The organism is Agrobacterium sp. 22094, from assembly GCF_052046015.1.
GTDB lineage: Bacteria > Pseudomonadota > Alphaproteobacteria > Rhizobiales > Rhizobiaceae > Agrobacterium > Agrobacterium cavarae.
Genome location: NZ_JBQEPX010000004.1, coordinates 115,656 through 142,373, shown reverse-complemented (window position 1 = coordinate 142,373; position 26,718 = coordinate 115,656). Strand labels below are relative to the sequence as shown.

Genomic DNA, 26,718 nt, shown 5'->3' with positions numbered 1-26,718 from the left:
TCGCTCATGGCTGAGACGACCCTGCCCGCATCGGCAGACAGTGAACGGGCAAAGGCACCCCTGCTTTCGCTGCGTGGCCTGTCGAAAAGCTACGGCCAGATCCGCGCCAATCAGGCGATCGATCTGGACGTGGCGGACCATTCGATCCACGCCATTCTCGGCGAAAACGGCGCGGGCAAATCCACGCTGATGAAGCTGATCTATGGTGTGGAAACGCCGGATGAGGGCACTGTGACATGGCGAGGCGAGCCGATCCGGCTTGCTTCGCCCGCCGAGGCCCGCCGCCAGGGCATCGGCATGGTCTTTCAGCATTTCTCCCTCTTTGAGACGCTGACGGTGGTCGAGAACATCTCGCTCGTCGTGCCAGGAAAGAAGAGCGATCTCGTCGAGCGGGTGCGCTCATTGGGACGCGACTTCGGCCTGGAGGTCGATCCGCTGGCCCATGTGCATGCGCTCTCGGTCGGCGAGCGACAGCGGGTCGAGATCATCCGCTGCCTGATGACCGACCCCAAGCTCATCATCCTCGACGAACCGACCTCGGTGCTGCCGCCGCAATCGGTCGAGAAGCTTTTCGAGACGTTGAAGCGCCTGCGAGATCGCGGCGTCTCCATCCTCTTCATTTCCCACAAGCTTGAAGAAATTCGGGCGATCTGCGACCGCGCCACCATCTTGCGCGGCGGAAAAGTGACCGGCCACGTGGATCCGCGTGAGCACGATGCCCATGATCTTGCCCGTATGATGATCGGGCGCGACATGCCGGAGATCAAGGCTCCGACGGTCGTGGCGACCGGCGAAAAGCGCCTCGAACTGATCGGCCTCGACTACGAGCCGGACGATCCCTTTGCTGTGCCGCTAAAGCGCGTCACGCTGGAGGTGAAGGCAGGAGAAATTCTCGGGCTTGCCGGCATTTCTGGGAACGGACAAGCGGAACTCTCGTCTATCATTTCGGGCGAAACGCGTCTTGGCCGTGAAGCGAAGGACCGCATCTTCATGATGGGCGAGGATGTCGGTGGCCTCGATGCCGCTGCCCGTCGCAGGCTCGGCTTTGCCTTCGTGCCGGAAGACCGCCTCGGCCGTGGTGCGGTGCCAGAGCTTTCGCTCACCTTGAACGGTCTCCTGACCGCCCATCCGCTCGGCCTGCTGAAGCACGGTCTGATCGACCACACCGGTGCCAAGACGTTCGCCGAGACCTGCATTCGCGATTTCGATGTGCGGACACCTGGACCAGACGCAGAGGCCGGCGCGCTTTCAGGCGGCAATCTGCAGAAATTTATCGTGGGCCGGGAGATCATGCTGGGGCCGAAGCTCCTTTTCGTCGCTCAGCCGACGTGGGGCGTGGATATCGGCGCCGCCATGGCGATCCGGCAAAGACTGATCGCGTTGCGCAATGCCGGCATGGCGATCCTCGTTATCTCCGAGGAAATCGAAGAGCTCTTCGAAATCTGCGACCGCATTCAGGTGCTGAATGCCGGTACGCTCAGCCCGTCCCTCGTGACGTCCGAAACGCGTATCGAAGATGTCGGCCGCTTTATGATTGGCGCCGACGCTGCCACTCCTTCCGAAAACCCCGCTGCTGGAAAGCTGTCCGCATGAGCGCCTTCCCTCATTTCGTTCGGCGCGAACGTGCCTCGCTGAAGGCGACCATACTGGCGCCGCTTGCGGCGCTCGCGATTGCCACGCTCATCAATCTCGCGCTTTACGCCGTCATGGGTAAAAGCCCTGGTGCCGTGTTCCATGCCATGCTGCTGGAGCCGTTCCTCTCCTGGGCAGCCTTCTCCGAAGTGCTTTTGAAAATGGGACCGCTGCTCGTGATCGCGCAGGGGCTTGCCATCGGCTTTCGCGCCAAGGTATTCAATATCGGCGCCGAAGGACAGTTCATTCTCGGCGCAATCTTCGCCTCCGCAATCCCAATCTATTACCCGGAAGCAACCGGCGGCTGGATCTGGCCAGCCATGCTTCTCTGCGGCGCCATCGGCGGCGCGCTCTGGGCCGCGGTTACCGCTTTCTGGCGGGTGCGGCTCAACGCCAACGAAATTCTCGTGTCCTTGATGCTGAGCCTGGTTGCCGCACAGGTACTCAACTATCTGCTGCTTGGCCCCTGGAAGGATCCAAACGGCTTCAACTTCCCGCAATCGGTGATGTTTCAATACGACGCCATGGTCCCGACCCTGATCGAGGGCACGCGCGTCAACTGGTCGTTTCCGCTCACCATCCTCTTTTCGCTGGCCGCTTATGTCTTCATGCAGAAGAGCTTTCTGGGCTACAAGCTGCAGGTCGGCGGCCTTGCCCCGCGCGCGGCCGACTATGCAGGCTTCAGTCAGGGCCGCGCCATCTGGCTCTCGCTCCTGATTGGCGGCTTTGCAGCGGGTCTTGCGGGAGCGGCAGAAGTGGCGGGCCCGATCGGCCAGTTGCAACGCTCGATTTCCACCGGCTACGGCTATGCGGCCATCATCGTCGCCTATCTCGGCGGACTGCATCCGATCGGCATCATCCTGTCGTCGCTCGTCATGGCGGTGATCTATATTGGCGGTGACAACGCCATGGTCTCCGCCGAACTGCCTATTGCCGCAGTGCGCGTCTTTCAGGGAAGCCTGCTCGTCACCTATCTCATCGCGGTCGCCTTCGTCCGCTACCGCCTCGAATGGCCGAAAACTGCAGATCGGAAACCGGCATGAACGCGGTCGATTTTATCCTCTCCGGCATGCTGGCGGCGGCGACGCCCTTTCTGCTGGCGGCGCTGGGCGAACTCGTTGTCGAACGCGCAGGCGTCCTCAATTTGGGTGTCGAGGGGTTGATGGCACTTGGCGCCGTCATCGCCTTTATCGTCGTCTATCACGGCGGCGGTCACATGCTGGCTTTCATGGCGGCGGGCTTTGCCAGCGTGGTGCTATCCCTCATCTTCGCACTGGTTGCGCTTGGCTTCCGCGCCAACCAGGTCGCAACCGGCCTTGCCATCGGCATTCTGGGCCAGGGCCTCTCGGCGCTCTTTGGCAAGACCTATGAAAGCCTGACGGTCAGGGGACTGCCGAAACTTGCCATTCCCGGCCTCTCCGATCTTCCCGTCATTGGCGGCCTTTTCGTTCAGGATGTCGTCGTCTGGCTGTCGCTTCTCCTGACACTTGCCATCTGGGCGGGATTTGCCTTCAGCAAGACAGGACTGGTGATCCGCGCGGTTGGGGAAAATCCGAAAGCGGCACATGCGATCGGCTATTCGATCATTGGCGTGCGTGTCGCGGCGATCGCTTTCGGCGGTCTTCTGGCAGGCTTCGCCGGCGCCTATGCCTCTGTGGTCTATACGCCGCTTTGGGCGGATGGCATGATTGCCGGACGTGGCTGGATCGCGATCGCGCTCGTTGTCTTCGGCACATGGCTGACGGGACGCATCTTCCTCGGAGCATGCCTGTTCGGCGCAGTGTCGCTGATGAGCCTTGCGGCACAGGCAACCGGTGTGGAACTGCCGTCGCAGTTCCTCTCCAGCCTGCCCTATCTCGTCACCATCATCGTGCTCGGCATCATTTCCGCCAACAAGCGGTTGTTGAAGCTGAACGGTGTTGCCTCGCTTGGGGAGCCTTTCGAGCGATAGTCTGAGCGCCCAGCTCAGACACTGCCTTTGGCAAGATCGCGCAGACCTCTCGGCAGGTTGTTCATGCATTGCGTGCCGTTCGGCGTGACCAGAAACTGATCCTCGATCATCAGCGCTCCAAAGTTTTGGCCGTAAAAGGGCGCTTCCAATGCGACAACCATATCCGCCTCGATGATCTCCGGATTGCCTGAGGAAAAGAAAGGCCATTCTTCAATACCCACACCGCCACCGACGGAGTGCCCGAAGTGTCCGCGATAATATTCGCCGAAGCCATCGCGCCGCATTGAGCGGAGCATGGCGTCATGCACCGCGCCGAAAGTGTTGCCGGGGGTGATCTCATCCAGCCCCGTGTGAAATGCGGTCTCAAGCGCCTTGAAGATATCCTGCGCCAAAGGCAATGCCGGACCATAGGTTACGGTGCGCGCGCCATCGGACGAATATCCATCAACGAGGGTGCCGACATCGGCCTTGATCAACGCGCCCGGCGTCACCTTCGCAGCGCCATTCGACAGGTCCGGTCCGACAGAGAAGTAATCCCAATGTCCACTCAGCGAGAAGCCACCTGAGGCCGCCGCTTCCTGCGCGCCCGCTTTCCATGCCGCAGAGAGGCTTGCCACCGAAGCTCCAAGCGAGACGGCTTCCATCATGCGCGTGAGACCAGCCTCCGCCGCAATGGCCGCGCGCCGGAGTCGTTCGATTTCACGGGGCGTCTTTATGGCGCGTAGGCGCCTCAAAACCAGGGAGCCATCGACCCAGCGGATTGAGGGAATAGACGTTTTCAAAGCCTCGAAATCGGCAGCGGGCATGAATTCGAGATCGACCCCGATCCTCGCATCGCGGAGACCCTTCTCCTGCAACAGATCGGCCAAGAGATGGAAGCATGCAGACCGATCGAAGGTTTCCGGTCTCGGCCCCCCAACGCCTGAACCTCGATACGCGCCATCGATGCCGGAAATCGTGTCTACGCCCGACAGATCGACCCCATCGATCCAGATGCGATGTGTGCGGACGTCAATGTCTGGAGCCTGCTGCAGTACCACTGGTGCCGCATGATCGCTGACGATCGCCGCAAGCGAATGCTGTGCATCACTTGGAACCAGCGCGATCGCAGCACCTGCCCTGCCCCACATGGTGGCGACACCCGCGGGCGCCCCGATCGCATATTGAAACGCTTCCGGCTGGAAGAGGACCAGCGCATCAAGGCCAGCTTCGCGCATCAACCGCTCCGCCCGTTTCCTGTCCAAATCGCTCAACGCTGCCTCCACGAAAATTCAATTCGGTTTAGCCAAGGCCAGTGGATGGCGCCAGTTGGATTTACGATTGCTCGGCTTATGCCGGGTCGAAAATGATGGGCTGTGGACGAACGAAGGTTCTTCGCCCGGCCTTCCAACCCGCAATCGCAGGTGCCGACGAGCGGACGGCATGACGAGGATCGTCAGCGTCCAGAATGACGATATCGGCGGGCTCCCCAATCCGTAATTGATGATCGATGCCCATGATGGAAGCCGCGCGCGTGCTTACCATGGCGAAGACCTGATCGACATCATCATCCCGCGAAAGCTGCATCACATTGGCATAGAGGTTGGCCATCCGCCCAAGCGAGGCATCGCCGAAAGGCGTGAATGGGTTGAGCACATTATTGGTGGCTACCGCGGTGCGGACGCCATCTGCCGAAAGGAGATGAGCCGGGGTGATACCACGCGGAATATTTGTCGTTTGCCCCCGCCCCATGAGAAAAAGATCCGTCGCCGGCAGGACGACCAGCGCGATGCCGGCCTCGGCAATTTGTCGAGCTATATGTGACCGATCCTCAGGAGCAAGAGCGGAGAGATTAGTGACATGCCCGATCGTGACGCGGCCTCCATAGGCGTTGGCCTTGGTTGCGGCAATCACCGCCGGAAGATCCGTCTTGGCGGGGTTGAGGCTGAAATCCAGATGGAAATCGACATCGACGTCGTGCTTCCTTGCGAGATCGAAGATGCGTCGCACATGCTCTTCCGGGCGGGGATCGGTGTAGGGGCATCCGCCAACGAGGTCCGCGCCGGTACGAAGTGCTTCATCGAGCATGGCTTCCGTCTCCGGCTCCTGCGTCAATCCTTCCTGCGCGAAAGCGCAAATGTGGATATCGATGGCGTAGGCATAATGTTCGCGTACCCGCTTGATCGCCTCGAATGACCGCATGCCCGCACGTGGGTCGATCTCGACAAAAGTTCGCATGCGGTTCGTGCCATGCATGATGGCTTGGCGCACGACGGAGCTTGCCCGCTCGAATACATCCTCCTCCGTGAAACGAGACTTAGCTTCCGCCGTTTCCCGCACGGCCTCCTCCAAAGTGCCTTCACAGATCGTGCAGCGCTCCAGAATGCAGGCCTTGTCCAGATGGACGTGACTATCGGCGAAGCCTGCAAAAGCAAATCGGCCGCCGAAATCCTCCTCCTCGACGGCGTCGCAACGAATGCCATGGCGCATGTCGACGATCAGCCCGTCGCGAATGGCGATATCGATGACGCCGGGCTGGTTGGCCGTCTGAACGTTTCGCAGAAGGAAATCGGCCCGCATGTCTTGATTATACTCCGACTGCGCAACCGTCGCTGCGCGGATCATGCGCACCATCGATCCACCCATCCTCACCGATCTTGATGACCCCTGCCTGACCGGCAAGCGCACTGAGTTCTGGAATGGCGACGACACCATGGCCGTAGCTTGAAAGCGTATCGATCACGTCGGAGCCGACGGATTGCTCGATCTTGAGATTGTCCCGGCTGTCTGAAAAGGTGCGCCCAAGAAGAAAGCGCGGCGCCGACAATGCCGAAAGCGGATCAAGGCCGTGGTCAATCAATCGGCTGAGGAGCAATGTCAGCGTTTGCGGCTGACCATCGGCACCTTGCGTGCCGTAGAGGAACGCCGGTTTGCCATGGCGCAACGCGATACCGGGATTGAGCGTGTAAAAAGGCCGCTTGCCCGGCGCGATCACATTGGGGCTCTTGGGGTCTGTGCTGAATGCCGCGCCGCGGTTCTGCCAGAGGATGCCGGTATCCTCCAGCAGCACGCCGCTGCCCCAATCGTAATAGGTGCTTTGAAGCACGCTGGCAGAACGGCCTTGCGCATCCGTCGCCGCAAGAAAGACCGTGTCGCCGGTGCGGAAGGGTGCAGGCCAAGGCAGGGCGACATTGCGATCGATCTTCCGGGCCTTGGTGGCGAGAAAATCCTGCCCAAGCCAGGCGGCGCAATCCTGCTCGATAAACGCCGGATCGGCGATACCGCCCCGCTCCAAAAAGGCTTGTTTGATGGCTTCTGCGCAGAGATGATAGAACTGCGACGTATCCGGAGCGATGTCCTGCATTGCGAAGTTCGACAGGATGCCCATGATCGATAGGGTCGTGACGCCCTGGCTGGGCGGCGGTGGGGCCAGAAGCTCGACATCGCGATAGGCGAGCGACAGGGGCGCGGCCAGTGTCGCGAATGTCTTTTCCAGATCGCGCTTTCTGATCGGGCTTCCGGCGGCCTCAAGCCCGCTCGCAATCCGGTCAGCCACGTCGCCCTCGTAAAATGTCCTGTAGCCATGAAGGGCGATCTCTTCCAGAACAGCGGCCAATTGCCGCTGATACTGGACACCTTCCTTCACGAAGAACCGGGAAACGCCCGGCCATCCATCGATTTCGTCTTTGCGAAACGCATGCCAATGCGCCTGCGACTGGCTGACGGGAAAGCCGCCCGCCGCAAATTCTATGGCATCTCCGAGCAGGCTGGCAAAGCTCTCGCTGCCACCCCAATGGGTACGAGAATAGTCAAGCGCCTTACCCCAACTGTCGACCAATGCCGCGGTCGTCAAGGTGGAGAGCGGCCCACGAGTGGGGATAACATCGAGCTTCGGCAGCGCCTCAGCCGCTTGCCCGATACCCATGATCGCGTCGCGTCGCCCTTCGCTATCGGCCACGATCCAGATGGCATCTCCGCCCAGTCCGCAAAAATGCGGATACAGAACCGTCAGTGCCGCCCCTGCCGCAATCACGGCCTCAATCGCCGTGCCGCCCCGCCGCAACACCTTGGCACCCGCTTCGCTTGCAGCGCGATGTGGCGTCGTGACCATGCCATGACGCGACCTCGCGGCATGCGTGCTCTGCGGCAAAAGAGTGTTCTCGTTCGTCGCCATTCCGTACGGCCCTTACTCGCAGGCCGAAATGTAACGGCTAAGGATCTCGCTGATATCCGGGCCGTCATCCTCGTCATCCGCCTTGGCGCGATCTTCGACCGCATGCAGATGATGGTCCATGATGTCGGTCGCAGCTTTCACGTCGAGGTTTTTCAGCGCCTCGATCAGTTGAATGTGCTCGTCGATACCGCATTCGGCCGAGTGCGGCCTGCCGAAACGCGCAAGGATGAGAGAAGACCGTGAGACGACCTGGATGATGAATTCGATCAAGAGCTTCGAGCCGGTGAGCTCCGCCAGCAGAATGTGAAACTCGCCGGCCAATCGGATGGACCGCGGCGAGGATGCCCGCAAGGCTCGCTCTTCTTCACGCACATGGCTGACCAAGGCATCGATGCCGTCCTTCGGCATCCGCTTGCAGAGCCTGTCGATCACCTCTCGCTCCAGGCACCGTCGAAGCGCAAAGACTTCCACCGCCTCCTCCAGCGTCGGCATGGCGACGGCAGCGCCGCGGTTCGGTTTGATCTCGACAAGCCCATCCGAAGACAGCCGGACAAGCGCGTTGCGCGCGCTCGTGCGGCTGACGCCGAAGGTATCGCCAATCGAATCTTCCGGCAGCTTGGTGCCTGGCTTCAACGCCTGCTCGAGAATGGCGCGACGGAGCGAGGCGTAGATCGCGTCGCTTCTGGTCAGATTGGTGGACATCGCTGCGAGATCCTGTTCGTATACATTTTAGAGGCATATTGCACAGAATTTGTATTTTCACCAGTCGATTTTATTGCATACAATTTTTGACTTGATATTGCATACGAAGTTTCCTAGGCTCCCTCAAAGGCCGCACAGAACGGCCTCTCGACATGCTTGATGTCGCCAAATTTGGCCGTACTTGAGAAAATCGTATGCAATAATAAGCGTAATTTTGCGCGGATTGCATTCAATAAAAGGGGATCATAATGATAAGCAAACGCATACTATTCGGGACTGGATTAGCGCTTCTTTCGCTCACCATGCCCGCCATGGCCAACACGCTGAAATGGGGCGCTTCGCGAGACATCAGCTCCCTCGACCCATACTCCTATGGAGACAGTTTCGCGCTCGGCGTGCTCAATCACGCCTATGAAGGCTTGATGCGCTACAACCGCGATCTTAAGCTGGAACCGGCGCTTTCCACCTCATACGAAATCATCTCGCCCACCACATGGCGTTTCAAGCTTCGTGAGGGCGTCAAATTCCACAACGGCGCCGAGTTCACCGCTGACGATGTCCAGGCTTCGCTTTTGCGCGCCACCGACCCGAAGTCGCCACTTCGCGGCAACATTCCGGCCTACAAAGGGTCGCGCGTCATTGATCCACACACCATCGAGATCGATGTCACGGCCAACTACCCGCTGCTCCTGAACGACCTGACAACCATCTACATCTTCAACGCCAAATGGCTGAAGGACAACAAGGCGGAAGCGCCGACGGATGTCGGCTCCGGCACCGAAGGTTACGCGACCTACAATGAAAACGGCACAGGCCCATTCAAGGTCGAAAGCCGGCAGCCCGACGCCAAGACGGTCTTCGTGAAGTATGATGGCTGGTGGGACAAGCCTGAGCACAATATCGACCGGATCGAATTGACGCCGATTGCCTCCAGCGCAACCCGTGTCGCAGCACTGCTCTCGGGCGATATCGATTTTACCGATCAGGCGCCGGTCCAGGATCTGCCACGCTTGGAAGCAGCCGCATCGCAGGTGAAGCTTCTGGAAGGAACCGATCTTCGCACCGTGATGATCGGCTTCAGCCAGCGCGACACTCTGCTGTCCGGCGCGCCGAACCCGATGAAGGATCTGCGCGTCCGCCAGGCCATGCAGCTTGCGATCGATCTGGACCTCATCCAAAAACGCGTCATGCGCGGCAAGTCGCGCAATGCCGGCACATTGGTCGCGCCGCAGATCCCCGGCTATGACGCGGCACTCGACACGCCGGTCAAGGCCGATCCAGAAAAGGCCAAGTCCCTTCTCAAGGAAGCCGGTGCAGAAGGCTTCGAATTCGATTTCAACTGCTCCGACACGCTGGTGAATGAAGAGCAGGTCTGTCAGGCGGTTGCCTCCATGTGGTCACGCGTCGGCCTCAAGCCGAAGCTCGACCAGGGGCCTCGCGCCGTGCAGACACCGAAGCGCTCGTCCGGCAAGGTCGATGTCTACACGCTCGGTTGGGCAACACTGCCGATGCTCGATGCCTACAGCCTCACCTCTCAGGTTCTCCACACCAAGGAAGGTTCATTCGGCATATTCAACTGGGGTGGATGGTCGGACAAGGAGTTCGACAAAGTGACGGAAGCCTCGGCTGTTGAACTGGACCGGACGAAGCGCCTGGCCCTTTCGGCCGACGCTCTGAAGATTGCCAAGGACCATGCGTTGATGATCCCGTTGCACCAGCAGCCACTGGCCTGGGCAACCAGCGCGAAAGTCAAGGATTTCCCGCTCTTCTCGGACAATCTTCCCCGCCTCTGGCTGGTGAAAATGTAATAGCGGACGGCCCTCGCCGCGCAAAGCCGTCGCGGGGGCCAGCTTTCTTTCTTCCGACAAAGGACAGGGTGTCATGCTCGCCTTCCTCATCAAGCGGATCGGCAATGCCGTTCTCGTGATGCTCACGGTTGCTTTCTTCGCCTTCCTCATCTTCCGTTTCCTTGGCGATCCGGTGGAGATCATGGTCAATGAAAGCGCCACCCAGGTCGAACGCGACGAGCTGCGCGCCAGGCTCGGTCTCAATGACGGATTTCTCGTTCAATATGTCCGCTTCGTCACCAACGCAGCGCAGGGCGAATTCGGCCTGTCCTGGCGCAACCAGCAATCCGTGCTGACGCTGATCGCAGAGCGTTTCCCGGCGACGTTCGAACTGGTGCTCATCGCCACCTTCCTGTCGCTTGCCATCGGCATACCGCTTGGCGTCTTTACCGCCATCGGTCGCGGGCGCTGGTGGGCCGAAGCATTGCAGTTCTCATCGATCGTCGGCGTTTCCCTGCCAAGCTTTCTGGTGGGCATCCTGCTGATCCTCACCTTTTCCGTTACGCTTGGCTGGTTGCCGGGTTATGGTCGCGGCGATGTGGTGCGCATCGGCTGGTGGTCCACCGGGCTCCTGACCCCCTCGGGGCGGGCGGCCATCGTCTTGCCGGCGCTATCGCTGTCGCTCTTCCAGATCACATTGGTGATGCGTCTGGTGCGTGCCGAAATGCTGGAAACGCTGCGGACCGATTTCATCAAGTTCGCCCGGGCCCGCGGCGTCAAAAGACGCGCACTCTGGTTTCGCCATGCGTTGAAGAACTGTCTGATGCCCGTGGTCACGCTGACGGCCATGCAGGTCGGCAATCTCATTGCCTTTGCGCTCGTCACCGAAACTGTCTTTCAATGGCCGGGAATGGGCATGCTCTTCATGCAGGCCGTGACCTTCGTCGATATCCCCGTCATGGCGGCCTATCTCTGCATCGTATCCTTCATTTTCGTCACGCTGAACACGTTCGTGGACATCGCCTACGCGGTCATCGATCCACGTCTGCGTGCAGCATGACCGGGAGACCATCATGACCGCCATCGAACAGACCGCCACCGTTTCCCGTCCATCTCGCCTGTCGAGAGCTCTCCAATCCGATCTGTGGTGGAGCTTCAAGCGACATCCTTCTGCGATTGCTGCAGCCATCCTGCTTCTGATCCTCATCTGCACGGCGTTCTTCTCTCCGCTGATCACGGTACAGAACCCCTATGATCTCGCGTCGCTCGATCTGCTGAATGCAGAGATCCCACCGATCTGGATGCCGGAGGGACAATGGCCCTTCATTCTGGGCACCGACGTGCAGGGCCGTGATGTGCTCTCGGCCATTCTCTATGGCTCGCGTGCCTCGATCATCATCGGCGCAAGCTCGGTTCTCGTGTCGCTCGTCATCGGCACGATGCTTGGCCTCGTCGCCGGCTATCACGGCAAATGGGCCGACGGTCTGCTGATGCGCACGGGCGATGTTCTCCTTTCCATGCCGACGATGCTGATCGCCATCCTCGTCTCCGCGCTCGCCAGACAGGCGCTCCCGCCGTCGCTGCGGGAAGCTGGCGCCTCCGGCGTCATCGTACTTGCGATCTCGCTATCGGCTTGGGTCCAATATGCCCGTACCGTGCGCGCGCAAACCATGGTGGAGCGCAACAAGGAATATGTTCAGGCCGCCCGGCTGATCCGCCTGTCGAAATGGAAGATCATGCTGAAGCATATTCTTCCCAACACCACGACGCCGCTGCTCGTCACGGCAACATTGAACTTCGGCCTCGGCATCCTCATCGAGGCGACGCTCTCCTTCCTCGGTGTCGGCATGCCGCCCGAGCAACCGTCGCTCGGCACGCTGATCCGTATCGGCAACCAGTATCTCTTCTCTGGGCTCTGGTGGATCGTGCTCTTTCCTGGACTGCAGCTCTGTCTGCTCGTTGTTTCGATCAACGTGCTCGGCGACTGGCTGCGCGACGCCCTTAATCCCAAACTGCGCTGAAACCGTGCGGAGACATTTCACATGAGCGATCTTCTGATTACCAACGCAAGGCCGATGGGCGGCGACACCGCCGATATCCTGATCCGCGACGGTCGTATTGCCGAGATCGGTAAGGGTCTGGAAGCAGCGGGCCTGCCTGTCGAGGATGCCGGCGGACGCATCGCCATTCCGGGCCTCGTCGATGCCCATACTCATCTCGACAAATCTTTGCTGGGCTACCCCTGGTACGTCAACGAAGTCGGTCCGCGTCTGATCGACAAGATCGACAATGAGCGCAAGGTCAAGCGCGACTATGGGTTGGACGCCCATGTCCAGTCCATGCGCCAGGCGCTGCAATCGGCCGGCTACGGCACGACCCTCATCCGCAGCCATGTGGATATCGACACGGACCAAGGACTGATCGCCCTGGAAGGCGTAATGGAGACCCGCCGCCAGCTGGCCGGCATTGTCGAAATCGAGATCGTCGCCTTCCCGCAATCGGGACTGATGCGCCGCCCCGGCACCGCGGAATTGATCGATGCCGGCATGGCGATGGGGGCTGATCTCGTCGGCGGTCTCGACCCCTGCGGCATGGATCGCGATCCGAAGGCTCATCTCGATACGATCTTCGCCATTGCCGAGAAATACGCCAAGGGCATCGATATCCATCTGCATGAAAGCGGAGAACTCGGTGCTTTCTCGATGGAACTGATCTTCGAGCGGATCCGTGCGCTCGGCATGCAAGGCAAGGTCGCCGTCAGCCACGCCTTCTGCCTTGGCGATCCGGATTGGAACATGACGCAAGGGTTGATCGACACCTGCGCGGAACTCGACGTGCCGATCCTGACGACAGCCCCGCCCTCGCGCGAAGTCCCGTCTCTGCGCCGCCTGCGCTCCGCCGGAGTGCGCTTTGGTGCAGGTGTCGATGGCTTCCGCGATACCTGGGGTCCTTATGGCAATGGCGACATGCTTGAGCGGTCCATGTTGCTCGGCATGAAGAATAACCTGCGCCGCGATGATGAGCTCCTCTGGGCGCTCGATGTCTGCACCACTGGCGGTGCTCAAGCCATGGATCGTGCAGAACATTCGCTGACGATTGGCGGTCGTGGGGATGTCGTCATCGTCGAAGGCGAGACCGTCGGCGAAGCGATCGTCACGCATCAACCTCGCAAGCTTGTGGTGACCGCTGGCAATGTTGTCGCGCGAGATGGCAAGAGCTTGAAGGAGCGTCCATGAACACGCCGTCATCCTGGTCGATGCTTCCCCTTAGCAAGAGGCCGTCAGGGCGCTGGGCGCTCAAAGCGCGGTTCGTCGTTGCCGATCTGCCGGAAGGACGACGCCTTATTCCGGATGGCGAAATCGTCATCGAGAACGACACAATTCTCTGGGTTGGGCGCGATTTCGAGGGCGACGTTTCGGCGCGCTACCACATGGGCGACGCCCTTATCGGTCCTGGCTTTGTCGATCTCGACGCGCTCTCCGATCTCGATACGACCGTTCTTGCCATGGACAACCAGCCCGGCTGGAAGAAGGGCCGCGTCTGGGCCGCGGACTACGCACCCCGCGCCTATGAAATGTATAGCCAGGCCGAACTTGCCTTCCAGAAGCGCTACGCCTTTGCGCAGCTTCTCTTGAACGGCATTACCTCGGCACTTCCGATCGCCTCACTGTTTTACCGTGCCTGGGGCGAGACGGTCGCAGAGTTCGAAGCAGCAGCAGATGCAGCCGAAGACCTCGGCGTCCGCGTGTGGCTCGGTCCCGCCTATCGCAGCGGTGGGGTCATCCTTGATGAAAACGGCGCCATGAAACCTGTCTTCCATGAAGAGCGGGGATTGGCCGATTTGGCTGAAGCAGCGTCTTTTGCCAAACGCATTCACGGCAGAGCCAATGGCCTTATTTCCGGCATGTTCGCGCCGGACCGCGTGGAAACCTGTACTGAAACGCTGCTCCGCCAGACCTTCGCCCATGCCGATGATATGGATATGCTTGTTCGCCTGCATATGGCGCAGGGCGAGATGGAATTGCAGACCATGCGCCGCCTGCATGGTGTCACGGCACCGGAATGGCTGGACCGCCTTGGCCTTCTTTCGCCTCGCCTGATCGCGCCGCATGCGACTGTCGCGACGGAAGACGATCTCGCACGATATGCCGCCCATGGCGTGACCGTTGCTCACTGTCCACTCGTTTCGGCTCGCCACGGCTCAGCGCTCAAATCCTTCTCCCGCTTGAAGGCGATGGGGATCCGCATCGGCATGGGCACCGATACCGCCCCTCCCGATATGGTTCTCAACATGTCGGTCGGTCTGATGATGAACCGGCTTGCCGAGGGCCGCGGGGATGCCGGTTCCGCCGCCGATTTCTACGATGCCGCCACCATTGCCGGCGCCGATGCGCTGAAACGCTCTGATCTCGGCCGCATCTTTCCGGGGGCGAAGGCAGACATCGCCGTCTTCGACATGGCCGACAGCATGATCGCGCCACGGATCGACCCGATCCAGACCCTTGTCTACGGCGCTACCGGTCGTGTCACCCGTGCAACCATCGTCGATGGCCGGATTTCGATGCGAGACGGCGCGGTTGCGGGTATCGACATCGCCGCCGCACGAGAGCAGGCACAGCGCCAATTCGATGGTCTAGTCGCCAAATATCCGGAACGAACCTTCCAACACCCCCCAGTCGAAGACATTTTCCCGCCGAGCTATCCGCTCTCGCATCATATCAGCGAGGTCTCGCGATGATCACCCCCAACCAGACATCAGCCGCAATCCCGGCCCTGGAGGTCAAAGGACTGTCCGTCGAATTCCCGACACGCAAGGGCATCCTCACCGCACTGTCCGATGTGTCGCTCACTGTCGAGCGTGGCGAAATCCTGGGCGTCGTCGGTGAATCCGGCGCTGGCAAGTCGATGACCGGCATGGCGGTGCTGGGCCTGCTTGAACCGCCGGGCCGGGTTGCGGCGGGCGAGATTCGTATCGGCGGAACGCGTACCGACACTCTCAGCGAGCTTGAGATGAGTATGGTACGCGGACGCATGGTCGGCGCCATATTTCAAGACCCTCTCACATCGCTCAACCCGCTCTTTTCGGTTGGGCAGCAATTGACCGAGACGATCCGCCTGCACTCCGATCGCAGCCGCGCAGAAGCACGCGCCCACGCGATCGACCTGTTGAAACAGGTTGGTATTCCGGGCGCAGACGAGCGTATCGACCATTATCCGCATCAGTTTTCCGGCGGCATGCGCCAGCGCGTCGTCATAGCGCTCGCACTGGCTGGCGATCCGCAATTGATCATTGCCGACGAGCCGACGACAGCGCTCGACGTGTCCATTCAGGCACAGATCACCACCTTGCTGCGCAAGCTTTGCCGCGAGAAAGGCGCCGGCGTCATGCTCGTCACCCACGACATGGGCGTGATCGCCGAAACAGCCGACCGCGTGGCTGTCATGTATGCCGGGCGGGTGATCGAGGTTGGCCCGGTGGACGAGGTGCTGCGCAACCCCAAGCACCCTTATACACGTGGCTTGATGGGCTCCATCCCGGCCCTTGGCGCCCGCGTCGAGCGATTGACACAGATCGATGGTGCCATGCCAAGGCTCAATGCCATTCCACAAGGCTGCGCCTTCAATCCGCGCTGCCCGGATGTCGGCTCCCGCTGCCGAGAGGTCAAACCGGCGCTGGTACGCAATGATCACGGCAGCGTCGCCTGCCTCATTCACGATGGAGGCGTCGCATGAGAAGCCCTGACAACGCGCTCGAAGTGGATCAATTGACGCGCGTCTTCGACGTTTCCGCGCCATGGCTAAACCGCGTCATCGACCGCAAGCCGAAGCGCTATCTTCGCGCCGTGCAGGATGTGACATTCACGGTGCAGAAGGGAAAATGCCTCGCGCTCGTCGGCGAATCCGGTTGCGGCAAGTCAACAGTCGCACGGCTGGTGACGGGACTTTACGATCCCAGCGAAGGTGCCATCGTCTTTGCACCAGCCGATAAGGGCGCGAACCGCGGCAAGCCACTCGAAGCCCAGATGATCTTTCAGGATCCGCATGCCAGCCTCAACCCACGCTGGCGCGTCGGCAATATCATTGCCGAGCCGATCGAGGTGTTCGGATTGCGAGATGGCAGACAAGCGATCGACGCACGCGTGGCCGACCTGTTGCGCACCGTCGGTCTGTCGCCGGACGACGCCAATCGTTTCCCGCATGAATTTTCCGGCGGCCAAAGACAGCGCATATCGATTGCACGAGCGCTGGCCAGCGAGCCCGAATTTCTCGTCTGCGACGAGCCGACCTCGGCACTCGATGTCTCCGTCCAGGCGCAGATCCTCAATCTCATGCGCGGGTTACAGGATGAGCTTGGCCTGACCTATCTCTTCATCAGCCACAATCTCGCAGTCGTCCGCCACATGGCCGACCGCATCGCGGTGATGTATCTCGGCCGTATCGTGGAGGAGGCAGAGACCGAGGCGCTCTTCGCCAATCCGCAACACCCATACACACGGCTTCTGCTGCAAACGATCCCCGATGTCGCGGCGCCTGACCGGGACCGCGCATTGATGGGCGGAGAACCACCAAGCCCGCTCGACCCGCCGAAGGGGTGCGCTTTCCATCCGCGCTGTCCCATCGCAACAGAACTCTGCAGCAAGGTGGCCCCCGAGGTTCGCAACCGGGATGGCGGCGGCAAGATCGCCTGCCATCTCGCGCCGCTATAACCAACAACGTGATGCGTCCGCACAAGCGCTGACGCCCGACGAAAAAAATACGGAAAGGAAACCCCGATGACCATAACCGTTTTCGCGAACGCCAAGCTGGCGGATGGATCGCTGCGAGACATTCATGTGGAAAAGGGCCGGATCATAGCCATTGAGACGGCAGGAGAAGCGGCGCCTTCGGCGACCGCCATTGACCTTTCCGGCGATCTCCTGCTTCCAGGCTTCGTCGAGGGCCATATCCATCTCGACACCAGCTTTTATGGCGGCAAGTGGGTGCCACATCGCCCCTGCACCAACGGCTTTGATGTGCACGAGCGCGTCGCCTTCCAGGCCGAGAACATGGCGAAAGCCGAGCCGATGGCGGAACGCGCGCGCAATCAACTCGATCTTTGCATTTCCAAAGGCACGACCCAGATGCGCAGCCACGTCATGGTCGATGGCTCGGTTGGGCTAAGGTCTTTGGAAACCATCCTCGCTGTGCGCGAGGAATATCAGGACATGATCGACATCCAGCTTGTCGCCTTTCCCCAAAGCGGCATCCTGAAAAGTCCAGGCACGCCTCAGCTTCTTGATGAGGCGATCGGTCTAGGCGCAGACCTCGTGGGTGGTCTCGATCCCGCAAGCTTCGACCGCGACGTCAATGGCCATCTCGACGTCGTGTTTGGCGTGGCCGAAAAGCACGGTGTCGATATCGACATCCATCTTCATGACGCAGGTTCGATGGGTGCTTTCACCATCGAGGAAATTTGCGACCGCACCGTCGCACTCGGCATGCAAGGACATGTCGCCGTCAGTCATGCCTATGGTCTCGGCGACCTCGCACCCGACGCGGCGAAGAAGATCGCGGCTAGGATCGCACGAAGCGGCGTCTCGATCATGACCAATGCCCCCGGCAACCACAATTTCCCACCGGTCGCCCTGCTGCGCCGCGAGGGCGTCACCGTTTTCAGCGGCAGCGACAATATCCGCGATTCCTGGTGGCCCTATGGTGATGGCGATATGCTGCACCGGGCCGAGATCATTGGCTACAGATCAGGCTTCTACACCGACGATGAACTGGCAGCCGCATTCGACATCGTGACAGCAGCAGGTGCGAAAGCCTTGCGGCTTGAGGGATATGGCATCGAAGTGGGCGCGAAGGCGGACTTCGTTTCTCTGGCGGCGGACCATGTACCGGAGGCCGTGATTGCCTTCCCAACGCGGCACAAGGTCTTCAAGCAAGGGCGTCTGGTTTCCGAGAACGGTCGCGTGAAGCGCTGATCGTTGATCTCGCATTTCAACAATCGTGGCTGGGACGACCTGACAACTCGCCCTCGCCACGCTTGGGTGCTTTCACCGTCGTGAAAAGCGGGGACGCCAGCAGATAAAGTCCGGCACCCACCTGCCATGTGGTGCCGATCCAGCTCGCCTTGGTCGAAAAGAACAAGGCAGTGGTCAGAACAGGTCCGACGATACCGGCGAGGCTCATCAGGCTCGCCAGTACACCTTGCAACTGGCCCTGTTGCTCATCGCTCACCCGGCTTGTTGCAAGCGACTGGAGCGCTGGCATCGCGACACCGCCGAGTGCGAAGAGCGGCGCGACGGCATAACCCATCCAGCTTTGAGTGGCGAAGGCCATCAGCGTATAGGCGAGCATGTCGAAGGCGACGCCGATCATCAACGTGCCAAGATCGCCGAAGCGGCGCGACAACGGCCCAACGAGAAAGGCTTGAGCGAGCGCGCCACTGACACCGAAGACCGACAATGACAGCCCGAGATGAACGGAATCCCAACCGAACCGCTCGGCCCCGTAGAGAACCCAGATCGTCCCGGGTATTGCCGCGACCAGGCCAAAGACCACGAAGACTGTGACAAGCGGCAGCAGGTCTTTGAAAGTCCACAGCCAGAGCAGAGGTCGCAACGGGTTGAGTTCTTTCAGCTCGAACTTGTCTTGGCTCGTCGACCGGCTTTCCGGCAATGCGAAAAGCGCAACAAGAAGATTGAGACCATTGAACAGCGCCGCCGCCAGGAAAGGCGAGCGAAGCCACCAGGCACCCATGACACCGCCGATCACCGGGCCGATGATGAAGCCCGTGCTCATCACCGCGCCGATTGTGCCAAACCGCTGCGCACGCTGAGCGGCTGGCGTGATATCGGTGATGTAGGCGCTCGCGACGGCCATATTGGCGCTGGTTATTCCCGCAACCGCTCTTCCCACAACAAGCACCCAGCCCAGCGGCGAAAGGCCCATGACAAGATAATCGATGAGTGTGCCCGCAAGAGAGAGCAGCAAAACGGGACGCCGCCCGAACCGATCGCTGAGCGCGCCGAGAACGGGTGAAAAGACGAATTGCATGATCGCAAACACAGACAGCATGAGCCCGTATAGGAAGCCGAAATCGTCTCCGCCCGTCACCTCGCGCAACAGATCCGGCAGGATCGGAAAGATCAGACCGGCGCCAATCGCGTCGAGCGCGACGGTGGAGAGAATGAGGATGAGGGCCTTGTTCATGGAGAGATATCCTCATAGACTTTATCAACGATAAATTTATCAGTGATAAGCTCCCTTATCGCTGATAAGTCAAGAGGTGTTTTCCATGGCGATAGGACGCGAGCGCATCATCGATGAGGCCTTGCTGCTGTTGAATGAAGTGGGGATAGACAAGCTATCCACCCGGAAGCTTGCAGAACGGCTTGGCGTTCAGCAGCCGGCGCTCTACTGGCATTTCCGCAACAAGTCTCAGCTGCTGGATGCGATCAATTCAGAAATGCTGCTGCGCTATCACGACGACCGCGTGCCAAAACCTGGACAGGACTGGGTATCGTTCACGCTTTCCAACGCCCGCAGCGTCCGCAAGGCGCTGCTCAGCATGCGTGATGGCGCGCGATTGACCGCAGGCACGCGGCCATCGGTCACCGATTTTGCCGATACGGAAAAGGTGTTGCAGCTCTATGTCGATGCGGGCTTTTCAACCAAGGAGGCGTTTGGCATCGCCATCTGCGTGACGCGCTATGTGGTGGGGTATGTTCTTGAAGAACAGGGCGAGCAAGAGCGAGACCGGATCGATCAAAACGGCACCAAAGTCGACTTCGACGCAGAACTTGCTCCCCTCCCTCTGTTGACCGAAGCCCTGGAAACCTTTCGGCAGGTTGGAACAGTCAACACGGAAGACGTCTTCGAGAGCGGTCTTGGATATCTCGTTTCGGGCCTGCAAGACGCATTGCGGCGAAAGCAGTCGAATTAGCCGCTGCTCTCATCCACCAGCGATGCCTCGCTCAAACATGACGACACGGCCGCGTCGTATCCGAGCGGCCGTGTGTTTTTGAGCTATGGTTCGAACCTCAAATATCAAGGCTTGTGAGGACCGCCCTCCGGTCCACGGGGACCACCTTCCGGGCCGCGCGGCGGCTTGCCGGCCGGGCCAAGCGGGTTGGTCTTTCCATCTTCATGAACGATGTAGCTACCGTGAAGGAAGCCGTCATCGAAGCGGCCCTGAACGGTAACGACTTCGTCCTTGTTGACGAGGTTGCCGCCCCTGCCTTCCCGTCCCGTTTCTACGAGAGCACGGCCACTTTCATCCTGAATGATGAACTTGTTGCCAAAGATCTCAACCACCTTGCCCTTGATGCTGGTCAGGCTGTCATCTGGCATGGCGGAAATGGCGACGGGGACTATCGGCGCAAGCTCTGCCTTGGGCTGCGTCAGCTTCATGGCGCCGGCACCACCGGCAACGCCGACGGCCAGAATGGCAATGGCACCGACCGCGAAGGCCGCCACAGACCGCTTCTTCGGATGCGGGTGGACGTGGTTGACGTCGTCGTGGTGCTTGGTTTCGGTTTCAGGTGTAATAGACATGTCTGGTCTCCTTTGTGAATGGAATGACGCCTTTCTATCAAAGCACCACCACCGCCAGCCTGAACCATCCCGTTCAGCTTGAGTTAAGCGTCCACCACCATAAGAAAGCCCGATCCCACGGAGTAGAATTCCCTCATGCGTGTCCTTCTTGTCGAAGACGATACCGACCTTGCAGGCCGGATTGCAGGCAGTCTCAGAGACGAAAACTTCGTTGTCGATGTCGCACGCAATGGTGAAGACGGTCAGCATGCAGGCCTGACGGAAGCCTTCGATGTCGCGGTTCTTGATCTCGGCCTCCCCAAGATCGATGGCGTTTCGGTGCTCGCCTCCTGGCGAGATGCAGGCAAGACGTTCCCTGTACTTGTACTGACGGCAAGAGACGGCTGGCCAGACAAGGTGGCGAGCTTCAAAGCGGGAGCCGATGACTTTCTCACCAAACCTTTCAAGGTCGAGGAACTGGTCTTGCGGCTGCGCGCTCTGGTTCGGCGCGCCAACAACCATGCCAGCGCGACTGTGACCTGTGGATCGATTACCTTCAACGCCCAGCTTGGAACATTCGAGAAGGACGGCGTTCCCTTGAAGCTCACGGCTCTGGAGTGGCGTGTGCTCTCCTGCCTGATCTTGCGCAAGGAGATCATCGTGGACCGGAGCGAGTTGATGGAGCGCGTCTATGATGGCGACGCCGAAGTGGATTCCAACTCCATCGAAGTCATCGTCGCAAGGCTGCGCCGGAAGATCGGCGCCGAATATATCGAAACCGTGCGTGGCAGGGGTTACATGATGACGGCCGCATCATGAGATGGCCGCGCCTTTCCCGTCCCGCCTCGATTGCCGGACGCCTGACGGCGTTCTCCGCCGCCTTCGTGGCGGGTGCTATTCTCGTCGCGTCCGTTATTCTCTGGTTCATCGTTGCCGGGGTCGTCCGCGAGCAGATTGATCAGCGACTGGATACCCAGATAGAAGGTGTGCGCAGCAGCTTGACCGTCAGTGAAAACGGCCAGTTGACGATGTCTTCTCAACTGGACGGACCGCCCTTTGATCGACCGAATTCCGGATGGTACTGGCAGGTCAGATCAGAGACATCGACGCTCTCATCCCGTTCTCTGGAGCGTCGCGCCCTCAAACCCGGCGGTCGCCAGGCGGACTGGCGCGATCTTGCGTCGGCACGACCGCGGCCAGGTGAGATGGAAGACGGCAATGGACGCGGGCTTTACACGCGTACCCTGTCGACACGCATCGACGGCCAGTTGGTGCAGATCACGGCGTCTGCGCCTGAGGCCGCGTTGACCGATCCGGCGTTCCGGTCCCTCATGTGGCTCGTGCCGGCCATGGCGCTGCTCGGTGTAACTCTCCTCATCGGAACGTATTTACAGGTGCGGTTCGGCCTCAAGCCGCTCAAGCGCCTGACGACCGATATCGCAGAGGTATCAGCCGGCAATCGCTCAACTCTGCCCAATGGAGAAGTCGAAGAGTTGAAACCCGTCGCGACGGAGATCAACCGCCTGATCGCATTGAACGAAAGGCGACTTGAGGAGGCGCGGATCCATTTTGCCAATATGGCCCACGGGCTGAAAACACCCGTCGCCAGCCTGACGCTTGGATTGAACGACGACAACGACGCGAGTGGCGGCTTGAGAGATCTTGTCCTGCGTATCGATCGTCGAATCCGGCATCATCTTGCCGACGCGCGAAAGTCCACGGCCGGGCAGCCTTCCGATCGGCACGTCTTGCTTCGCCCCCGTCTCGACGACCTCATCCTCGTTCTCTCGAACATTTATCGCGACAAGGCTTTGTCGGTTCGTTGCGAAGTCGAGGACCGCGCCGGCATTCGCTGCGATCCGGAGGACGTGGACGAAATTCTTGGCAACCTGCTGGACAATGCGTTCAAATGGGCTTCTACCGCCGTAACAGTCACTTCCACGCGGACAGGCGGCCTTGTCGCAATCACGATTACCGACGACGGCCCTGGCATTGCCGAAGACAGGATCAACGTGGCTTTCCAGCCGGGTATGCGGCTGGATGAGAGTGTGCAGGGCAGTGGCTTCGGTTTGGGGATATCGAAGGAAATTGTCGAACTCTATGGCGGTACCGTTACGCTCCAGAACAGCAAAAACGGTTTTCATGCCATTGTAACGCTTCCGGTCTCCCGAACTGGATCGTCATAAGAAATTTTTCACTGGTGCAACCGAAAGCCGGTCAATCTCGTTGTTCGCATGGATTTGAAAGGCTTCGACGACAACGGCGCTGGATAAGGCGACAGAAGCATCGAAGTTCGTTTAAGAATTACGAAAATGTAAGTTGCCAAGTACCATTGTGGTATCTGAGTATGAACTGAAATATTCCGGGTGGGGTGACAGCCGATCCTCTCTTGTTTTGAACTTAAGCTATTCATTTTGCAGCGCATCAAGGCATTCTTGAAATGACGAGTTCCCTTCCTGAACCTTCCATCCCGACAACGAAAAGCGAGTCAGATACCGGCACACCTCATTTGAGCAAAATGGTGGACGCTGCTCCTGGAGCGCCCGGCATCGACGCGCGCTGGACATCAAGTGCTAAAAACGGCATTGGCACCGCACTCTCCAAACATTCGCGTGTCTGGTTCACCTTGAGCCACGGCGTTCTCAACGAAATTTACTATCCCCGCGTCGACAGCGCCTGCACACGCGATTTAGGTTTCGTCGTAACCGGCAATGACGGTTACTTCTCTGAGGAAAAGCGCGACTGCGAAACGGAAACCAGGACAATCGCCCCTGGAATTCCTGCCTTCTCCATCATCAACACCGCGCGAGATGGGCGCTATAGGATCGAGAAGCAGGTGGTGACAGATCCGTCTCGTGCCTGCGTGCTGCAGCGTGTCCGCTTCACGGCACTCAAGGGCGAGGTGGGTGACTATAGGGTCACCGCCCTGCTCGCTCCCCATCTGGTCAATGCGGGACAACTGAACTCGGCCTGGATTAGTGAGTTCGAGGACAAGACCGTGCTGTTCGCCACCGGCCGCTCGCGTTATCTGGCGCTCATCTCCGACACACCATGGCGCTCTGTCAGCGCGGGTTTTGTCGGCGTTTCGGATGGTTGGCGGCAGTTGAAACAACATGGTCGCATTGCCGAACAATACCAGCGTGCCGATGATGGCAACGTGGCACTGGCAGGTGAGTTCGATTTCACCGGTGCGTGCCAGGAAGCGACAATGGCCATCGGTTTCGGTCAAACGGAATTCGAGGCAGCCGCCGCCGCAGCGGGCAGCCTCAAGGACGGGTTTGAAAAGGCACAACAACATTATGTCGCCAACTGGCAGGCCTGGCAGCAAAAGCTCGTCCCGCTGGATCGCCAGGAGCAGGCCGGCGTGAACGCCTACCGGGTGTCAACCGCCGTTCTCGCCTCGCACGGGGCAGCGGATCGGGCGGGTGCCGTGGTTGCCAGCCTCTCCATTCCGTGGGGCTTCTCCAAAGGCGATGACGACCTTGGCGGCTACCACCTCGTCTGGCCCCGCGACCTAGTGGAGACGGCTGGCGGATTTCTGGCCGCAGGCGATACGGAGGAAGCGATCGCCATCCTCGACTATCTGCGCCATGTTCAACAGCCTTCCGGTCGCTGGCCGCAGAATCTCTGGCTTGATGGGAAACCCTATTGGCCCGGCATCCAGATGGATGAGTGCGCCTTTCCTATCCTGCTCACCGACATGCTGCGACGGCTGGGTCATCTTGATGGGAAGGCACAGAAGCGCTTCATGCCAATGGTGCGAAACGCGGCGAACTACATCCTGACAAACGGTCCCACAACCTGCGAGGATCGTTGGGAAGAGGATGCAGGCTATAGTCCCTTCACGCTTGCCGTTGAAATCGCCGCGCTGCTTGCAGCGGCCGATTTGCTCTCGCTCGACGGCGACGATGTGGCTGCCAATCACCTGCGCGAAACCGCGGACTGCTGGAACGAACAGATCGAACAATGGACCTTTGCCGGCGAGAAGAATTTCTGCGAAGCGCTTCGAATCTCAGGTCATTATGTCCGCATCGCGCCGCTTGGCACGACGGATGAGGCGAGAGCCTCAGGCAACACGGAAATCCGCAATCAGACGCCAGACCGGGCACTGTTGCCGACCGCCGACGTGCTAAGCCCGGATGCTTTGGCTCTCGTCCGTTTCGGCCTGCGCGCGCCCGACGATCCGCATATTCTCGACACCATCCAAGCCATCGATCACAGCCTGCGCGCCGATCTGCCACAAGGATCGCTCTGGTATCGCTACACCGGCGATGGCTATGGCGAGCATGAAGATGGCGCCCCCTTCGATGGTACGGGCAAGGGCCGGCCTTGGCCGCTATTGGCTGGCGAACGCGCGCATTACGAACTTGCTGCAGGCCGGCGTGAAGCCGCCGAAGCGCTTCTGGGAACGCTCGAGAAATCGGCGGGCTATGGCGGCCTTTTCCCGGAACAGGTTTGGGATGGACCGGATCTGCCCGAGAAGGAGCTCTTTCTCGGTCGCCCGTCGGGCAGTGCCATGCCACTCGTCTGGGCCCATTCCGAGCATATCAAGCTTCTGCGATCGCTGAAGGACGGCACCGTGTTCGATATGCCGCCGCAGGGCGTCGAGCGCTACATCAAGAACAAGACAGGGTCGCAGTTGCGCATCTGGCGTTTCAACAACCGCCTGTCATCGATCCCCGTTGGCAAGATGCTTCGACTGGAAACCGAGACGAACGCGGTGGTGCATTGGAGCGCGGACGGCTGGGTCAGCGCTTCCGATACGCCAATGGCACCATCGGGACTTGGTACCTATTACGCCGACCTGCCTGTCCAGCATAAAGACGCAGGAAAAACGATCGTCTTCACCTTGTATTGGCCAGACAGTGGAACGTGGGAAAACACCAACTTTACCGTTCACGTCGTGGATGAATCAGGTGATTCAGCCCGCATCGAAAATGGAGAATGAGATGCAAATTGCAATGGTCGGCCTCGGCCGTATGGGCGCCAACATGGTTCGCCGCCTCCTCAAACAGGGTCATGACTGCGTCGTCTTCGACGTCAATGCCGACAATGTCGCGGCGCTCGTCAAAGAAGGCGCGAAGGGCGCTTCCTCGGCTGAGGATCTCATCTCCAAACTCGAAAAGCCGCGCGCCGTCTGGCTGATGCTGCCGGCAGCCATCACCCCGAAGATCGCGCGGGAGTTTGCCTCTCAGCTAGACAATGGCGACGCCATCATCGATGGCGGCAACTCGCTTTATCATGAGGCGATCAATCTCTCCGCGGAGTTCGCACCGTTGGGCATCGACTTCATCGACGTCGGGACATCGGGTGGCGTCTGGGGCCTGGAGCGTGGTTACTCGCTGATGATCGGGGGCCCGAAGGCCGCCGTACAGCGTCTCGATCCGATCTTTGCTTCTCTCGCACCGGGTGCCGGGCAGAACATTGCGGAGGATCCGGAAACCGGCACAGCTCCAAGAGGCTATCTCCATTGCGGTCCGGCCGGCGCCGGCCACTTCGTCAAGATGGTGCATAACGGCATCGAATATGGAGTCATGGCAGCTTATGCCGAAGGCTTAAACATCCTGAAAGCCGCCAACGCCGGGAATAGCGAGCGCGAGGTCGATGCAGAAACGGCGCCGCTCGCCAATCCACAATATTATCGTTTCGATGTCGATCTGCCCGCTGTGACAGAAGTTTGGAGACACGGTTCGGTCATTGGTTCATGGCTGCTGGATCTGACGGCTGAGGCTCTGAAACAAGACCCGCACCTTGAACACTATGACGGCCGCGTGTCCGATTCCGGCGAAGGCCGTTGGACGTTGCAGGCCGCCGTGGAAACGGGTGTGCCGGCCCCCGTTCTCGCCTCGGCGCTCTTCGAACGCTTTTCCTCGCGCGGTGAGGCACAGTTTGCTGGCAAGGTGCTGTCGGCCATGCGCCACGCCTTTGGCGGCCATCTGGAAAAAGCCAAGTAAAGGCGGGAGAAGAGAGCC

22 protein-coding genes are annotated in these 26,718 nt (G+C 60.0%); 16 read left to right on the top strand and 6 right to left on the bottom strand.

Annotation, left to right across the window (positions count from 1 at the left end):
• Positions 1 to 6: 6 nt before the first annotated feature.
• Genes ACTJK5_RS17725 through ACTJK5_RS17715 form a run of 3 tightly spaced genes read left to right on the top strand, consistent with a single transcriptional unit; the run spans position 7 to position 3,583 of the window.
• Entirely contained in the window at positions 7 to 1,593 is a 1,587-nt protein-coding gene (locus tag ACTJK5_RS17725) for an ABC transporter ATP-binding protein (RefSeq protein WP_112520356.1), read from the top strand.
• A complete protein-coding gene (locus ACTJK5_RS17720) occupies positions 1,590 to 2,675 on the top strand; it encodes an ABC transporter permease (RefSeq protein ID WP_440612920.1) in 1,086 nt (361 codons plus the stop codon). Before ACTJK5_RS17725 ends, ACTJK5_RS17720 begins: the two co-directional genes overlap by 4 nt.
• A complete protein-coding gene (locus tag ACTJK5_RS17715) occupies positions 2,672 to 3,583 on the top strand; it encodes an ABC transporter permease (RefSeq protein ID WP_113179023.1) in 912 nt (303 codons plus the stop codon). Before ACTJK5_RS17720 ends, ACTJK5_RS17715 begins: the two co-directional genes overlap by 4 nt.
• A 14-nt stretch (positions 3,584 to 3,597) precedes the next feature.
• On the opposite strand, the gene ACTJK5_RS17710 is transcribed toward ACTJK5_RS17715, so the two are convergent.
• The 4 genes from ACTJK5_RS17710 to ACTJK5_RS17695 all read right to left on the bottom strand — a co-directional run bounded on the left by ACTJK5_RS17710 (position 3,598) and on the right by ACTJK5_RS17695 (position 8,438).
• On the bottom strand, positions 3,598 to 4,836 hold the full coding sequence (locus tag ACTJK5_RS17710) for a M24 family metallopeptidase (protein WP_113179024.1): 1,239 nt from the start codon (positions 4,834 to 4,836) through the stop codon (positions 3,598 to 3,600).
• A gap of 76 nt (positions 4,837 to 4,912) precedes the next feature.
• Entirely contained in the window at positions 4,913 to 6,142 is a 1,230-nt protein-coding gene (locus tag ACTJK5_RS17705) for an amidohydrolase family protein (protein WP_440612994.1), read from the bottom strand.
• A 7-nt stretch (positions 6,143 to 6,149) separates the two neighbouring features.
• The gene (locus tag ACTJK5_RS17700; protein ID WP_440612919.1) at positions 6,150 to 7,673 is read right to left on the bottom strand and encodes a gamma-glutamyltransferase family protein; all 1,524 of its coding nucleotides are present in this window, start codon (positions 7,671 to 7,673) and stop codon (positions 6,150 to 6,152) included.
• 75 nt (positions 7,674 to 7,748) lie between these two features.
• Positions 7,749 to 8,438 (bottom strand): GntR family transcriptional regulator, encoded by a 690-nt coding sequence (locus ACTJK5_RS17695; protein WP_113179025.1) that lies wholly within the window; start codon positions 8,436 to 8,438, stop codon positions 7,749 to 7,751.
• A gap of 248 nt (positions 8,439 to 8,686) precedes the next feature.
• On the opposite strand from ACTJK5_RS17695, the gene ACTJK5_RS17690 reads away from it, so the two are divergent.
• The 8 genes from ACTJK5_RS17690 to ACTJK5_RS17655 all read left to right on the top strand — a co-directional run bounded on the left by ACTJK5_RS17690 (position 8,687) and on the right by ACTJK5_RS17655 (position 18,192).
• Positions 8,687 to 10,246 carry an ABC transporter substrate-binding protein gene (locus ACTJK5_RS17690; RefSeq protein ID WP_113179026.1) on the top strand — a complete coding sequence of 520 codons (1,560 nt, stop codon included), beginning with the start codon at positions 8,687 to 8,689 and terminating at the stop codon, positions 10,244 to 10,246.
• 73 nt (positions 10,247 to 10,319) lie between these two features.
• Positions 10,320 to 11,285 carry an ABC transporter permease gene (locus ACTJK5_RS17685; protein WP_062426746.1) on the top strand — a complete coding sequence of 322 codons (966 nt, stop codon included), beginning with the start codon at positions 10,320 to 10,322 and terminating at the stop codon, positions 11,283 to 11,285.
• 13 nt (positions 11,286 to 11,298) lie between these two features.
• On the top strand, positions 11,299 to 12,246 hold the full coding sequence (locus ACTJK5_RS17680; protein WP_062442335.1) for an ABC transporter permease: 948 nt from the start codon (positions 11,299 to 11,301) through the stop codon (positions 12,244 to 12,246).
• 21 nt (positions 12,247 to 12,267) lie between these two features.
• Complete coding sequence (locus tag ACTJK5_RS17675) at positions 12,268 to 13,461, top strand: amidohydrolase family protein (RefSeq protein ID WP_113179028.1); 1,194 nt, start codon at positions 12,268 to 12,270, stop codon at positions 13,459 to 13,461.
• On the top strand, positions 13,458 to 14,963 hold the full coding sequence (locus ACTJK5_RS17670; RefSeq protein ID WP_440612918.1) for an amidohydrolase family protein: 1,506 nt from the start codon (positions 13,458 to 13,460) through the stop codon (positions 14,961 to 14,963). Before ACTJK5_RS17675 ends, ACTJK5_RS17670 begins: the two co-directional genes overlap by 4 nt.
• Positions 14,960 to 15,958 (top strand): ABC transporter ATP-binding protein, encoded by a 999-nt coding sequence (locus tag ACTJK5_RS17665; protein ID WP_112359783.1) that lies wholly within the window; start codon positions 14,960 to 14,962, stop codon positions 15,956 to 15,958. Before ACTJK5_RS17670 ends, ACTJK5_RS17665 begins: the two co-directional genes overlap by 4 nt.
• Positions 15,955 to 16,932: an ABC transporter ATP-binding protein gene (locus ACTJK5_RS17660; protein WP_113179030.1), complete on the top strand. Its 978-nt coding sequence runs from the start codon at positions 15,955 to 15,957 to the stop codon at positions 16,930 to 16,932. The genes ACTJK5_RS17665 and ACTJK5_RS17660 overlap by 4 nt, the downstream gene beginning before the upstream one ends.
• Positions 16,933 to 16,998: 66 nt before the next feature.
• Positions 16,999 to 18,192, top strand: coding sequence for an amidohydrolase family protein (locus tag ACTJK5_RS17655; protein WP_440612917.1), 1,194 nt, complete (start codon positions 16,999 to 17,001; stop codon positions 18,190 to 18,192).
• A gap of 16 nt (positions 18,193 to 18,208) precedes the next feature.
• Here ACTJK5_RS17655 and tet(30) read toward each other — a convergent pair whose 3' ends face one another.
• Entirely contained in the window at positions 18,209 to 19,423 is a 1,215-nt protein-coding gene (gene tet(30) / locus ACTJK5_RS17650) for a tetracycline efflux MFS transporter Tet(30) (protein ID WP_113179032.1), read from the bottom strand.
• An 85-nt stretch (positions 19,424 to 19,508) separates the two neighbouring features.
• Between tet(30) and ACTJK5_RS17645 the strand changes: the two genes are divergently transcribed.
• Complete coding sequence (locus tag ACTJK5_RS17645) at positions 19,509 to 20,156, top strand: TetR/AcrR family transcriptional regulator C-terminal domain-containing protein (RefSeq protein WP_113179033.1); 648 nt, start codon at positions 19,509 to 19,511, stop codon at positions 20,154 to 20,156.
• A gap of 104 nt (positions 20,157 to 20,260) precedes the next feature.
• Here ACTJK5_RS17645 and ACTJK5_RS17640 read toward each other — a convergent pair whose 3' ends face one another.
• Positions 20,261 to 20,767: a hypothetical protein gene (locus tag ACTJK5_RS17640; protein ID WP_113179034.1), complete on the bottom strand. Its 507-nt coding sequence runs from the start codon at positions 20,765 to 20,767 to the stop codon at positions 20,261 to 20,263.
• Positions 20,768 to 20,902: 135 nt separating this feature from the next.
• Between ACTJK5_RS17640 and ACTJK5_RS17635 the strand changes: the two genes are divergently transcribed.
• The 4 genes from ACTJK5_RS17635 to gnd all read left to right on the top strand — a co-directional run bounded on the left by ACTJK5_RS17635 (position 20,903) and on the right by gnd (position 26,700).
• Positions 20,903 to 21,565, top strand: coding sequence for a response regulator transcription factor (locus ACTJK5_RS17635; protein WP_113179035.1), 663 nt, complete (start codon positions 20,903 to 20,905; stop codon positions 21,563 to 21,565).
• Positions 21,562 to 22,932: a sensor histidine kinase gene (locus ACTJK5_RS17630; RefSeq protein ID WP_113179036.1), complete on the top strand. Its 1,371-nt coding sequence runs from the start codon at positions 21,562 to 21,564 to the stop codon at positions 22,930 to 22,932. The genes ACTJK5_RS17635 and ACTJK5_RS17630 overlap by 4 nt, the downstream gene beginning before the upstream one ends.
• A 332-nt stretch (positions 22,933 to 23,264) precedes the next feature.
• Complete coding sequence (locus ACTJK5_RS17625; protein WP_440612993.1) at positions 23,265 to 25,694, top strand: glucan 1,4-alpha-glucosidase; 2,430 nt, start codon at positions 23,265 to 23,267, stop codon at positions 25,692 to 25,694.
• Position 25,695: 1 nt separating this feature from the next.
• The gene (gnd, locus tag ACTJK5_RS17620) at positions 25,696 to 26,700 is read left to right on the top strand and encodes a phosphogluconate dehydrogenase (NAD(+)-dependent, decarboxylating) (RefSeq protein WP_113179038.1); all 1,005 of its coding nucleotides are present in this window, start codon (positions 25,696 to 25,698) and stop codon (positions 26,698 to 26,700) included.
• Positions 26,701 to 26,718 lie beyond the last annotated feature (18 nt).